Annotated in this window: 12 protein-coding genes and 2 pseudogenes; 7 read left to right on the plus strand and 7 right to left on the minus strand. The window is 63.8% G+C overall.

Translation table 11 applies throughout. The features are described from left to right. Positions 1-353 precede the first annotated feature (353 nt). Genes NKJ73_RS09530 through NKJ73_RS09540 form a run of 3 tightly spaced genes read left to right on the plus strand, consistent with a single transcriptional unit; the run spans position 354 to position 4,137 of the window. A complete protein-coding gene (locus tag NKJ73_RS09530; protein WP_031211962.1) occupies positions 354-839 on the plus strand; it encodes a (2Fe-2S)-binding protein in 486 nt (161 codons plus the stop codon). Beyond that, positions 836-1,819: an FAD binding domain-containing protein gene (locus tag NKJ73_RS09535; RefSeq protein WP_352569152.1), complete on the plus strand. Its 984-nt coding sequence runs from the start codon at positions 836-838 to the stop codon at positions 1,817-1,819. The genes NKJ73_RS09530 and NKJ73_RS09535 overlap by 4 nt, the downstream gene beginning before the upstream one ends. Further along, positions 1,816-4,137: a xanthine dehydrogenase family protein molybdopterin-binding subunit gene (locus NKJ73_RS09540; protein WP_352569153.1), complete on the plus strand. Its 2,322-nt coding sequence runs from the start codon at positions 1,816-1,818 to the stop codon at positions 4,135-4,137. Before NKJ73_RS09535 ends, NKJ73_RS09540 begins: the two co-directional genes overlap by 4 nt. 109 nt (positions 4,138-4,246) lie before the next feature. Here NKJ73_RS09540 and NKJ73_RS09545 read toward each other — a convergent pair whose 3' ends face one another. Then, positions 4,247-5,257 (minus strand): zinc-dependent alcohol dehydrogenase family protein, encoded by a 1,011-nt coding sequence (locus NKJ73_RS09545; RefSeq protein ID WP_352569154.1) that lies wholly within the window; start codon positions 5,255-5,257, stop codon positions 4,247-4,249. A 105-nt stretch (positions 5,258-5,362) separates the two neighbouring features. On the opposite strand from NKJ73_RS09545, the gene NKJ73_RS09550 reads away from it, so the two are divergent. Beyond that, complete coding sequence (locus NKJ73_RS09550) at positions 5,363-6,292, plus strand: LysR family transcriptional regulator (RefSeq protein WP_352569155.1); 930 nt, start codon at positions 5,363-5,365, stop codon at positions 6,290-6,292. A gap of 171 nt (positions 6,293-6,463) precedes the next feature. On the opposite strand, the gene NKJ73_RS09555 is transcribed toward NKJ73_RS09550, so the two are convergent. Together NKJ73_RS09555 and NKJ73_RS09560 are read right to left on the minus strand one after the other, a co-directional pair. Further along, complete coding sequence (locus NKJ73_RS09555) at positions 6,464-7,234, minus strand: slipin family protein (RefSeq protein ID WP_352569156.1); 771 nt, start codon at positions 7,232-7,234, stop codon at positions 6,464-6,466. Further along, positions 7,231-8,625: an NfeD family protein gene (locus tag NKJ73_RS09560; RefSeq protein ID WP_352457345.1), complete on the minus strand. Its 1,395-nt coding sequence runs from the start codon at positions 8,623-8,625 to the stop codon at positions 7,231-7,233. Before NKJ73_RS09560 ends, NKJ73_RS09555 begins: the two co-directional genes overlap by 4 nt. 201 nt (positions 8,626-8,826) lie before the next feature. Between NKJ73_RS09560 and NKJ73_RS34220 the strand changes: the two are divergent. Beyond that, a pseudogene (locus NKJ73_RS34220) lies at positions 8,827-9,302 on the plus strand (hypothetical protein). Between the two features lie 76 nt (positions 9,303-9,378). Here NKJ73_RS34220 and NKJ73_RS09580 read toward each other — a convergent pair. From NKJ73_RS09580 to NKJ73_RS09595, 4 genes and pseudogenes are all read right to left on the minus strand, one after another. Further along, positions 9,379-9,666, minus strand: a complete 288-nt coding sequence (locus tag NKJ73_RS09580; RefSeq protein ID WP_352569200.1) for a hypothetical protein — start codon at positions 9,664-9,666, stop codon at positions 9,379-9,381. Positions 9,667-9,736: 70 nt separating this feature from the next. Beyond that, positions 9,737-10,327, minus strand: a complete 591-nt coding sequence (locus tag NKJ73_RS09585) for an RES family NAD+ phosphorylase (protein WP_352569157.1) — start codon at positions 10,325-10,327, stop codon at positions 9,737-9,739. Next, positions 10,328-10,675 carry an antitoxin Xre/MbcA/ParS toxin-binding domain-containing protein gene (locus NKJ73_RS09590; protein ID WP_023680350.1) on the minus strand — a complete coding sequence of 116 codons (348 nt, stop codon included), beginning with the start codon at positions 10,673-10,675 and terminating at the stop codon, positions 10,328-10,330. Positions 10,676-10,820: 145 nt separating this feature from the next. Continuing rightward, positions 10,821-11,015, minus strand: a pseudogene (locus NKJ73_RS09595) (pseudouridine synthase); the annotation flags it as partial. A 140-nt stretch (positions 11,016-11,155) separates the two neighbouring features. Between NKJ73_RS09595 and NKJ73_RS09600 the strand changes: the two are divergent. Further along, entirely contained in the window at positions 11,156-11,665 is a 510-nt protein-coding gene (locus tag NKJ73_RS09600; protein ID WP_245274855.1) for a hypothetical protein, read from the plus strand. Further along, positions 11,655-12,983: a tetratricopeptide repeat protein gene (locus tag NKJ73_RS09605; protein ID WP_023680353.1), complete on the plus strand. Its 1,329-nt coding sequence runs from the start codon at positions 11,655-11,657 to the stop codon at positions 12,981-12,983. Before NKJ73_RS09600 ends, NKJ73_RS09605 begins: the two co-directional genes overlap by 11 nt. The last annotated feature ends 8 nt before the right edge of the window (positions 12,984-12,991 follow it).

Consider the following 12,991-nt stretch of genomic DNA (forward strand, 5'->3'; position numbering starts at 1 on the left):
TTGTCTCCAGGCATGACGGCCGGCTGCCCTGCCAATTTCCTCCAATTTTGATCATTTTCGATCCTGGGCTTGAACAGGGCGGAGCAGGCCCTTAGGTAATAAGCGGAGGCGCCTCCGATTGTGGAGCGCCTTTCTCATGTAATCACGGGATCGGGTATGTCACGTCTTTCGACCTCGCAAGCCGCAGCCTTCCCGGAGCTCGCGCCAAGTCGAACCGACCCCCCTCTGCCCTGCCGGGCATCTCCCCCGCAAGGGGGGAGATTAGCTCACCTAGCCATAAGCTGATCTTGCCGCTCGCTGGCCGGGCACCAGATTATCCCCTCCCGCGTCAAGCAACTGGAGCCAGACGCCCCATGACAAGCAAAACCCGAACTCCAATCCAACTTCGAATCAACGGACATCGACATGAGCTGGAGGTCGAACCGCGCGTTACCCTGCTCGACGCCTTGCGCGACCATCTCGGCCTGACCGGCACCAAGAAGGGCTGCGACCAGGGCCAGTGCGGCGCCTGCACCGTTCATATCGACGGCCAACGCGTGCTGGCCTGCCTGACGCTTGCCACTCAGGCTGAAAGCAGGGACATCACCACCATCGAAGGGCTTGCCGGGGAGGATGGCACGCTGCATGCGGTGCAGGCCGCCTTCCTCGAACAGGATGCCTTCCAGTGCGGCTATTGCACGCCGGGCCAGATCATGTCGGCGGTCGCCTGCATTCGCGAAGGCCATGCCGGCTCGGATGAGGAGATCCGCGAATACATGGCCGGCAATCTCTGCCGCTGCGGCGCCTATCCGCATATCGTCGCCGCCGTGCGCCAGGCGGCCGTGGAGGCCGCGTCATGAGGGACTTTTCGTATCTCCGCGCCGGCTCCGTCGATGCAGCCCGTGAGGCAGCAGCACTTCCCGGCGCCATGCTTCTGGCCGGCGGCACGACGCTTGTCGATCTCGCGAAATGCGGCGTTGCCGAACCCGAGACCGTGGTCGACATCACCCATCTCAAGGGACTGGACACGATTGCCGTTGATGACCGGGGCGCCACGATCGGCGCGCTGGCCAGGATGAGCCGCGTCGCCGACCATGCCGATATCAAGAGTCGGTTCCCCGCAGTCTCGGAAGCATTGTGGCAGGCGGCGTCGGCTCAGCTGCGCAACATGGCGACGATCGGCGGCAATCTGATGCAGCGTACGCGCTGCCCCTATTTCCGCGATCCGGCGAATTTCCCCGCTTGCAACAAGCGCTCGCCCGGCAGCGGCTGCTCGGCGATCGGCGGCGTCACCCGCGGCCATGCCGTGCTCGGCACCAGCGAGGCCTGTATCGCCACCTATCCCGGCGACCTGGCGGTTGCACTCGTCGCCTTCGACGCGATCGTCCATCTCGGCGACCGTCAGGTCGCCGTCGATGATTTTTTCCTGTTGCCTGGCAGCACGCCCGAAAGGGAACATGCGATCGAGCCCGGCGAGATGATCACCGCGATCAGCATTCCCGTTTCGGCCGCCGCCCGCGGCTCGACCTATCTCAAGGTCCGCGACCGCCAGTCCTATGAATTCGCCGCGGCAAGTGCTGCGGTCGGCATTGAATTCGAGGCCGACGGAAGGACAATTCGCGATCTGCGCGTCGCGCTTGGCGGCGTTGCCACCAAGCCATGGCGCGCCCTTGCCGTCGAAGAGGCGCTGAAAGGCAAAGTGCTCGAGCCGGAGGTCGTCAGGCAAGCCAGCCTGCTCGCCGTCGAGGGCGCCGTCGACCATGGCGCCAACCACTACAAGATCGAACTGGCGCCACGCGTCGTCGCCCGCGCCATCCTCAAAATGGGAGAAACGGCATGACCGTTCACGAGTTGAGAACAAGACCCGGCGATGCCAAACGCGGCGACGCTTCGGACGGTGCCGTCCTCGCCGATCAGGTCGGCGGCCGGCTGTCGCGCGTCGACGGCCCGGCCAAGATCACCGGTGCCGCCAAATACGCCGTCGAGCAGCAGCTCGAGGGGCTTACCCATGCGGTGCTGGTCGAGAGCACCATTGCCGCCGGCCGGGTGCGTTCGATCGACACGACCGCGGCCAAGGCGTCGCCCGGCGTGCTGCTGGTGCTGACGCCCGACAACATCCTGCCGCTGAGAACCGCAACGGACTGGCTGGGCACGCCGCCGCCGGACGTCGCCTATTGCCCGCTGGCGCGCGACATCACCTTCAGCGGCCAGCATGTCGCGGCGGTGGTGGCAGAGAGTTTCGAGCAGGCGGTCGCCGCCGCGACGCTGGTCAAGATCGCCTATGACGAGGCGCCGGCGATCGTCGACCTCAGCGATCCAAAGGCCGGCGACGGCATCCCGGTCGATGCGATGACCAAGGAATGGGGCGAGGCGGAGACAGCGTTCGCCTCGGCTCCGGTCAGGATCTGCAACGCCTACAACACGCCGCGCGAATACCAGGCGCCGATGGAGCCGCATGGCCTGATCGCAAAGTGGCAGGGCGACCAGCTGACGGTCTGGGAGCCGAGCCAATGGCTCGACGGCATGGCGCGGACCTATGCCGAATGGTTCGGCGTGCCGTTCGAGAATGTACGACTGGTCTCGCCCTATATTGGCGGCGGCTTCGGCTCCAAGGCGTTTGCCTATGGCTACGGCGCTGTAGCGGCAGTCGCCGCGAAAATGCTGGGACGGCCGGTGAAGCTGGCGGTCACCAGGCCGCAGACCTTCACCGCCTATGGCGGACGGGCGGCGACGCGCCAGACCGTGGCGCTCGGCGCCAACGCTGAGGGTCAGATCCAGTCGATCGTGCATCGAGGCGTCAACGAGACCTCGGTCGACGGCATGTGGGTCGAGCCGCTCGGCTCGGTCACCTCGGTCATGTACGCGACGCCGAATTTCTCGTCGCGGCAGAACGTCGTGCGAGTCAACACGGTGGTGCCGGGGGCATTGCGCGCGCCGGGCGAGAACCCGAGCGCCTTCGGCATCGAAAGCGCCATCGACGAGCTCGCCTATGAGGTCGGTATCGACCCGCTGGAAATCCGTCTCAGGAACTATGCCGAGCAGGATCCGCATGCGAAGAAGCCGTGGTCGACACGGCAGCTGCGTGAGGCCTTCGCGGCCGGCGCCGAAGCCTTTGGCTGGTCGAAGCGGAACCCCCGGCCGCGTTCGATGCGCGACGGCAACCAGCTGATCGGCTGGGGTGTCGCGGCAGGCACCTACCCGGTGCGGCGCGCCTATGGCGAGGCGGTCGTGCGCATTCTCGCCGACGGCTCGGTCGAGGTCGAAAGCTCATCGATCGACATGGGGCAGGGCACCTACACGATCCTGGCGCAGACCGCCGCCGAGGTGGTGGGCGTGCCGGCGGAAAACGTCGTCGTCAAGCTTGGCGATTCCCGCTATGCCCGTGCCGGCGTCACCGGCGGTTCGCGGCTGGCCGGGGTGATGACCGGCGCCGTCCACAAGGCGGCGAGTGCCGCGCTCGACCAACTGATCGGGCTCGCCATCAGCGATCCGGCTTCGCCGTTCCATGCACTGCAGGCCAATACGCTCGTCGTCGCCAATGGCCGCATCGCTTCACCGCGCGGCAACGGCCCTGAAGTTTCCATCGCCGAACTGCTCAGGAGCGTCGGGCGCGAGCATATCGAGGCGAAGGGCGACACCATGCCGGCCAATTCGACGGTCGAGGACCGCTACAAGAACTACACCACCATAGCCATGGCGCTGCCACACACCGAGGGCGACTATTCCCGCCACAGCTGGTGCGCGCATTTCATCGAAGTCCGCGTCGACGAGGACTTTGGCACGGTTCGCGTCTCCCGCGTGGTGTCGGCGCTGGATTCGGGCCGGCTCTACAATCCCAAGCTCGCCGAAAGCCAGTGGAAGGGCGGCATCATCATGGGCATCGGCCAGGCGCTGCTCGAGGAAGGCATCGTCGACCGCCGCCACGGCCGCATCGTCAACAACAACCTCGCCGACTATCTCATCGCCACCAATGCAGACATTCCCGACATCGAGGTGATCTCGGTCGGTATTCCCGATCCGCATTCCTCGGTGCTGGGCGGCAAGGGGGTCGGCGAGCTGGGCATCGTCGGCGTGGCGCCGGCGATCGCCAACGCGGTATTCCACGCCACCGGGAAAAGGGTGCGGGACCTGCCGATCACGCTGGAGAAGCTGATTTAGGCGGAGGTTGGGACTGTCGGCGCGTTGGCGATTGGCGAAAGCCGAGGTGACGACCGATCTCCCCACGAGAGGGGAGATCGGCAGCTTCAACGCTCTGCCTTTTTCAGGCTCACCACGACAGACTGAACGCGAGCTTGCCGAAATGCCGGCCGCCGGCCGCCATGTGGGCGTAGGCCTCGGTCGCCTGGTGCTGGCCGTAGACCGTGTCGATGACCGGATCGATACGGGCGGCGCCGATGGCGCGCGCCGCGTCGCGCAGGTCGGATACTGAACCGGTGTTGTTGCCCACCACCTTGAGTGCCTTGATGATGATCGGCAGCAGGTTCGTGGTGGCCTCGGCGCCGGTGACGAAGCCGATGGCGAACACCGTGCCGCCGGGCGCCGCGGCATTGATAGAGCGGGCGAAGGTCGCCGCGCCGCCGGTTTCGACGATCAGGTCGGCGCCGAGCCCGTCGGTCAATTCGAGCACCTTGGCGTCCCAGTCCGTTGTTTCGCGGTAATTGATGAGGTGATCAGCACCCAAAGCCTTGGCGCGGGCCAGCTTTTCGTCCGACGACGAGGTGATGATGACCGTGGCGCCGGCTGCCTTGGCCAGCTGCAGGGTCAGGATCGAGACACCGCCGGTACCGAGCAGGACGACGACCGACCCCGGCCCGGCATCGGCGGCGCGAAGCGCATTCCACGCGGTGGTGCCGGCGATCGGCAGCGTCGCTGCCGCTTCGAAGGACAAATGCGCAGGCATCGGCACGACGGCATTGGCCGGCAGCGCGACATACTCGGCGAGCGAGCCGGGGAGCGTCAGGCCGCGCATCTCTCTGGTCTCGTAAGGCCGCGGACGGCCGCCGATCCAGCGCGGTTTTGCATGGGCGATGACGCGGTCGTTGATGGCGAGCTTCGACACGCCCTCGCCGATGCCGACGATCTCGCCGGCGCCGTCGACGACGGGAATGAGCGGAAAGCTCGGACCTGGATAGTTGCCGCTCGCTATCGCGACATCGACAAAATTGAGGCTTGCGGCGCGCAGGCGGATCAGCACTTCGCCGCGCTGCGGTTCAGGCGTGGGAACGGTGGCCGCGCGAAACGCGTCCAGTCTCGGGGCAGCCAGTTCGATCGCTTTCATGTCTCACTCCGGTTGATGGCCGATTGACGGGCCGGGATTGAGTGAAACTAGCTGCTGCGTTATTGGTATATAATCCTTGGCTTTTACATTTGAGCTCTGCGCCTGATGCAGCAATCGCACGAACCGGCAGCATTGGTCGAAATGACCGCCTTCGCGGCAATCGCCGAAGCACGCTCCTTCACCAAGGCGGCTGCTCGCATCGGCCGCGACGCGACGATCCTGTCGCGGCGCCTTGCCTCGCTGGAAGAGCGGTTGGGCGTGCGCCTGCTGCACCGGACGACGCGAAGCGTGTCGCTGACCGAGGCGGGTTCGGAATTTCTCGTCCGGGTCCGCGCCATCCTGGCTGCGGTCGACGAGGCCGAGGCTGCCGCGTCGGCGCATGCCGGCGGCGGACCGCGCGGCGTGCTGCGGCTGGCGCTGCCCGGCTCGTTCGGGCGCATGTGGATCGGCCCGCTGCTGCCGCAGTTTCTCGCCGAATTTCCCGACGTTCGTATCGAGGCCGAGTTCTCCAACCACTTCGTCGATCTCGTCGCCGAGAATTTCGATGTCGCCGTGCGTCTCGGCGCGCTGGAGGATTCGCGGCTGGTGGCGCGTAAGGTCGCTACACGGCGGCGGCTGCTGTGCGCCGCGCCGTCCTACCTCGCCCGCCGGGGCACACCGACTGCGCCGGAGGCGCTGCTGGAACACAGCTGCCTGGGCTTCTCGGGTTTCCAGACCTTTCCGGCCTGGGAGATGACCGGCAGCACGGGTCGCCGCGTCAGTATCGAGGTCTCCGGGCCGCTGGTCACCGACGATGCCGAGGTGCTGGTCGAAGCCGCCGTGCAAGGCGTCGGACTGATGATGAGCACGGATTGGCTGGTCGGACGCGAACTCGCCGACGGCCGGCTGGTGCCAGTGCTGGAGGACTGGACACTCGCCGATGAAGGCGCGGTCTATGTCGTCATGCCTTCGGCCAAGGGGCAAGCCGCCAAGACACGTGCCTTCGCCGACTGGATCGGCAAACGCTTTGCGCCGGTCCCGCCGTGGCGGAGGTGAGGGTGCTGATCTCCCCCCTTGAGGGGGAGATGTCGCCGCAGGCGACAGAGGGGGTCGCGGCGCGTGGAGCGTCAGCGCCGTCTCTCGTAGAAGAAGGCGTCGGCGATCTATGTGAGACGACCCCCTCTGGCCGCTTCGCGGCCATCTCCCCCTCGAGGGGGGATTGCGCGCTCAGCCGCCTCCGCCTCGACCACCCTGCTTGATGAAATGACCGAGCAGATCCATCGGCACCGGAAACACGACCGTCGACGAGCGCTCACCGGCGATGTCATGGAGAGCCTCGAAGTAGCGTAGCTGCATGGCCTGCGGTGCTTCGGCCAGCATCTTGCCGGCCTCGACGAGCTTTGCCGCCGCCTGCTGTTCGCCGTCGGCATTGATCACTTTCGCACGCCGCAGCCGTTCGGCCTCGGCCTGCTTGGCGATGGCGCGGACCATGTTCTCGTTGAGGTCCACATGCTTGATCTCGACATCGGAGACCTTGATGCCCCAGGCATCGGTGCGCTGATCGAGAATCTCCTGGATATCGCTGTTGAGCTTGTCACGTTCGGCCAGCATTTCGTCGAGCTCATGCTTGCCGAGCACCGAGCGCAACGTGGTCTGTGCCAGCTGGTTGGTGGCGGTCATGAAGTCTTCAACCTGGATCACCGCCCGCTCGGCGTCGACGATACGAAAATACAGCACCGCGTTGACCTTCACCGAGACGTTGTCGCGCGAGATCACGTCCTGCGGCGGGACGTCCTGGACCACCACTCGCAGGTCGACCTTCACCATCTGCTGCACGAAGGGGATGAGGATGATAAGGCCGGGGCCTTTGACCCCGGTGAAGCGGCCGAGCGTGAAGACCACGCCGCGCTCATATTCCCGCAGGATGCGAATGGCCGCGGATAGGAACATGACCACGACGAGCGCTGCTGCCAGATAGGCCACATAACCGATGATCATTGCCTTGCTCCATCGCTTCTCACATTGCGGCGCCGTATCGTCAGCACAAGATCCCTGACATCGGCCACCTCGACGCTGTCGCCCACTGCAAGCGGTTCGTCGGCTTTTGCCCGCCAGCGCTCGCCCCGGGCGAGCACGTGGCCCTCGCTGCCCTGCCAGTCGAGGACCTCCGCCGGCAGCCCCTGCATGGCCTGTGCGCCAACACGCGGAACGTTCTTGCGGGCCGCCCACAGATAGCTGCCGGTCAACAGCGCCAGGCCGAGCGTCAGGACGGCGGCGGTGCCGATAACGGCCCACGACATCTCGAAGCCGGGCCCCTCGATCCTGAGCAGCATGGCTGCGCCCAGCAGAAACGCAGCCACGCCTCCCAGCCCAAGGACCACAGTCGGGTTCAAGGCTTCGACGACCAGGAAGATGATGCCAAGCAGCATCAAGGCAAGGCCGGCATAGCTGATCGGCAGGAGATTGAGCGCATAGAGTCCGAGCAGAAGGCAAATCGTGCCGATCACGCCGGGCGCGACAGCGCCCGGGCTCGTGAATTCGAAGACGAGGCCATAGACGCCGACCAGCATCAGGATGACGGCGATGTTCGGGTCCGTGATCACGGCGAGAAGCCGGATGAGCCAGCCTGGCTCGAGCGTTTCGACCGGCAGTCCTTTCGTCGCCATTGCCTCTTTTTTGCCGACGATCTCGACTGTCCGGCCGTCGGCCAGTTGAAGCAGTTCGGTGGTGTCGCGGGCGACGAAGTCGATGACATGCTGCTGCAGTGCCGCGCCGGCCGACAGGCTGGCCGCCTCGCGCACGGCCTTTTCTCCCCATTCGGCATTGCGCCCGCGCAATTCAGCCAGGCTGCGGATCAGGGCAACGGCATCGTTCGTCGCCTTGGCGATCATCGCATCGCCCGCGGGCGCGTTCTTCTTGTCCTTGTCCGCCTCGGGGCCATCGTTCTTGCCGCCGTCGGGAAACGATGGCAGCGGCCCGCCCATCTCGATCGGCGTTGCCGCGCCCAGATTGGTGCCGGGCGCCATCGCCGCTACATGGGTGGCGTAGAGGATATAGGTTCCGGCGCTCGCCGCATGCCCGCCGGCGGGCGCGACATAGCCGATGACGGGAACCGGCGAGGCGAGAATGCCGGCGATCATCTCGCGCATGCTGGTGACCAGCCCGCCGGGCGTGTCCATCTGCAGGATGAGAGCCTGGGCATTTCGGTCCGCGGCCACCGCCAGCGCTTCCTCGAGCTGCCTGGCACTCGCCGGACCGATGGCGCCGTCTATCTCGACGCGCAACACAATTTTCTCCCGGCCGTCCGCCTCTCCGGTTGCGGAAGAGGGACAAACGGCCGCAACAGCCACGAAAGCCGCGGCAAGCAGGACCGCACGCGCGAGTTTCACGCTCAAAGCTCCACATCTAGGAATATGGGCTGGATTTTGCCGAAATCCATGACGCTTCGCGCACACATTGCGCCGGCCCGGCAGGGCGCACAACTCGGCAGCGAGGATGGATCGATCCTCGGGTTTGTGGCGGTACTAGCCGGCCTGTGCGGTCAGCTCGCGCTACATCCGACCAATCGAAAAGCATCCAGGAGAAAAACGATGCGTATGCAACCCGCTTTCCTGTTCGATCTCGACGGCACGTTGGTCGACAGCGTCTACCAGCATTTGCTGGCCTGGAAGGAGGCGCTCGACGAGGAGGATATCGAGCTGTCGGTCTGGCGCATCCACCGCAAGATCGGCATGAGTGGCGGGCTGTTCACCAACCAGCTTGCTGCGCGAAACCGACATTGAGATCAGCACCGAGCGCGTCGACCGGCTGCGGCGGCGCCGTGTCCATGCGCCCGCTGGTGGCGATCGCCCACGGTATGCCCGCCTCCGTCAGCCAGACCAGCAATTCGCGCGCACCGGGGAGCGGAGGATGTGGCTCGCCTGGCGCTGATAGGCTTCGGCATGGCGTCGGCCTGCTCAGCGGCGGCTACGGCACCGAGGAGCTCCGCCAATCGGGCGCGTTTCGCGTCTATGAAGATACCGACGACATGCTGCGCCATGCCGACGAAGTCGGCGGCCGCACATGAAGGCGACCGGCGGGCTGTCGTCGTCATTCGATCACACCTATGTCTCTTGCGCATTGGAGCCATCTCTAGCGGGCTTCTATTGCGCGGCGTCCTCCTGGATTGTCTGTTCCTGGATTCGGGCGGGTGCCCCGAGACACTGATCGTAGCCGATGGTGCAATTATTCAGACATTCGTTGCGTCCGTTGATGGATCTGACGCTATTGTAGTCGATCGGCACAGCCTGGCATTTCTTCTGGCACGCCTGGTCCTTCTCGGCGCAATTCGTGCCGTGGCCCTTGGGGTACTTCTTCGTGGTCGCTTCAGCGTTCAATGGCATGACGGCCAGCAGCGCCAGCAGCGTCGGTATCAGTCGGAGCATACGCATGGATCCTCCCTTGCGCGTTAGACGCTCTACACTTGGAGGCAATGTTAGCGCGCCACTTCCGCTGGCCGCATCACCCGTGCGGGGGATGGACGGCAGCGGGGCCGCCGCTAGCCCAGGCAATTTCCCCGTGATCGGTTCTAATCGTCATCGCTCCGGCCGGCAGCCGATCACAAAACGCGACGACGTTCAGGCAGTCATATCGCGCGCTGGGCACGATCAGACCGTCATAATCGAGGAAATGCGCGGCCTCGCCGATGTCTTGCGACCTCGGATATTCGGCGTGCTTTTCCTGATACGAAAGCTGCCCGTAGCGCGAGGTGTCGAGGCCAAGGGTCTGCAAGGCTGCCAGGTCGAGCAGTCTGAGCGTCCGGTCCAAAGCAAGATCGATCTCGAAGAGATTGTATCTGACGCGCGAAGGGATCACTGGCTGCCCCCGCGTCAAGTGGAATCTCATCTCGCTCAAGGCACCTTCGCGCTCTTGCGAGGTGTAGAGCACGTCGAATGTTCCATCGTCCCAACGGCCGCCGGAGCTCGAGCACTGGATCAGGCTGCGGCCCTGGCGCACCACACGCCAAACCGTTCCGGAGTATTCGACCGGAACTATTGCCTCGATAGCGTCGATGAGCCGGCTATCGCGTCGTTTCCGCCCGGCGATCGCCAACTAGAGAAAGACCTCGTTCTCAAGCCGATCGATGACTTTGAGCACGTCGAGAGCACGGTCGTCGTGAATGAGATCGATTGCTCTTTCGCCGTTCAATTGCGGGTGGCGAGCGTAAAGCCAGGTGCGGATATCGCTTGGCTCGTAGAATTCCTGCAGTCGGCCGACGATATAGTGCAGGTCCGACAGAATGAGCTCGCTGCGCGGCTGGGGCTTGATGTCGCCGGCCTTCCACCTCGAAACCGTGGCCTTGGACACGTCGGTGATGTTTGCAATATCGGTTCCCTTGAGGCCGCCAAACGTACCCAATTCGTCCAGGAACCTGGGGACCGCCCGCAACGCCGTGCTCATGCTTTTCTCTCCGGCTGCCGAGCCACTTCGCGTCGGACCAGCCCTTCAATTGCGCTTCGCATTTCGGTTTCATAAAAGGAAAATATGAAACAGGAATGTTAATGTCAATCACCCGTTCGGTGCGAAGGCCCCTGGAGCCAGCACTTCAGGCCTGAAGTAGCGCCAGCTCTTCCGCGCTCAGATGGCGTGCCTTGCCTTTGGCAAGCTCGCCGAGCTGCAATTGGCCGATCGCCACCCGCACCAGGCGCAGCACCTCGATATCGTAGGCGCCAAGCAGCCGGCGGATGTGGCGGTTGCGGCCCTCGTCGAGCACGATCTCCAGCCAGGCGGTGCTGGTGCCGCTTCCACTCGATCGAAAATCAATCGCCTGAATTGCTACAGCGCCCTGGTGTCGCCGGTAATGCCACGGGACAATTTGTTTTGTATAGTCCTTGATGCCACGTGGCCGACGATGGTTCGATGACTTGGGAAGGGAAGATCATGCGAAGCGGATTGGCGAAATTCGTCGTGGCGGGTTGCGTCGCCGCTCAGGTCGTCCTGCAAGCGGCGCAGCCGGCGTTTGCCGCGCCGTGCGGCTGGACGGCGAAACTGGAGGAAGAGGAGGGCGGCAAAGTGCTGATGGCGTCGGTCTGCGGCGGATCGAATGGCGGCGCCCAGCTGACGCTGGCCTGTTTCGGCAAGCCGACGCTGAGCTATGATTTGGGCGACAGCGGTCCGCAACTGGAACCCGGCATCGCTTCGTTCGCGTTCAAGGCCGGCGGCAAGGCGGTGACCAAGACGCTTCAACTCGAAGAAATGTACAACACCTTCACCGTGGAATTGAGCAGCACCGACCCGCTGTTGGCCCTGCTGCGCTCCAAGGGCGAGGTCACGGTCGCCTCGGGCAAATATGGCGAGAACAGCTTTCCGCTTGCCGGCTCATCCGCCGCCATCGGCAAGGTGCTGGCCCAGTGCGGCAAAGCCAAGGCTTCTTCCGACAATGACAACTGATGAACCCCTTACATTTCAATTTGAATCGCGCGAGACGTTGGTTGCGAAGATAGAGCGTGATCCCGCTAACCTCGATCCCTGGACAGGGCTTGTCGAACTGGAGGCCGAGGAAAGCAGCCTGGACACCGCGGTGTCGGTTCTCTTGCGGGCAATTGATGCTGTATCCGACAGGGAACAGCTTTGGCGATTTGTCGACAATTTTGTCTGGTTTTGCGGAGTTGCCGAAGGGCCGACTATGGCTTTGAGCGAAGCGAGCGTCCATGCCTTCTACGAGCGGTGGAAAATCGATACGCACCGTAGCGCGCAGACGAGCCTTTTCTTCGCTCAGCAGTTCAAGAAGCTCAATCTCCCTGACTTATGTGCCGAGAACGTTACGCGCGCAGAGGGCGAGGTGCACACCGGGCGGGACTATATCCTGCTTGCCTTGTTCCTGCGCGACAAAATGGAAACGCCGCAGCTGGCTTTGGCCGCCTTGCAACGGGGAATAGCCGCGCACCCGCGCAACGCGATCATCTGGGATTGCGTTGCCGACACACACCGCCTTGGGAACTCGGCGTGGGAGATCGCGGAATCCACCTATCAGTCATTCAAGCAATGCCGCCTCGATGCAACCACAGAAGATGCCTGCGTCGCCTGGGCATCGTTTGGGCTAATGCTCGATGAAATCGGCAACTATTTGTCGGCTGAAAAGGCCTATCGCCGGGCAATAGAAATCGATCCACGCTACCGCTGGGCGACAGGGAAGTTGTCGGGACTGCTCCGTCGCCGGTTCGCCCGCTACCATGAAGCTGAGAAACTTGCGCTGCGGTGCGTTGAAATCGATCCGGAGCACGCATGGTCGTGGTTCAATCTCGGCTTTGTTTATCATCATCATCTGGCCCGTTTCGCCGACGCCAAAAAGGCGTATCAGCGCGCGATCAAACTCAAGCCGGACTATGTTAAGGTGTGGGAGAATCTGGCCGCTCTGATGGCGTTCGAAACAGACGCGCCCATAGAGGCTCAAAAGGCGTTCGACAAGGTGTTCGGACTCTCGGGTGTTTCAGCTTGGACCTATAATCAATACGGTATTTTTCTTCGCGAATTGACAGACCGGTACGACGAGTCAGAAAAGGCCTTGCTGCACGCAATTGAAATGGAGCCAGCAGACTGGTGCCATCGGTTGGCGTTGGCGGTTCTGTATGAGAAGCGCTTGCTGCGGTTCGAGGAGGCTCGCAAATTTCTGCTCGAAGCAAAGGAGTGTGGCGCTCCGATTGACAATATCGATTATCGCTTGGCCTTGATTGCACAACGCCGTCGCCCTCTGAAGGTAGTCAAGTAAAGGAACGG

Origin of the sequence: Mesorhizobium sp. M0074 (genome assembly GCF_040322975.1) — a bacterium.
In the GTDB taxonomy this organism is placed as follows: domain Bacteria; phylum Pseudomonadota; class Alphaproteobacteria; order Rhizobiales; family Rhizobiaceae; genus Mesorhizobium.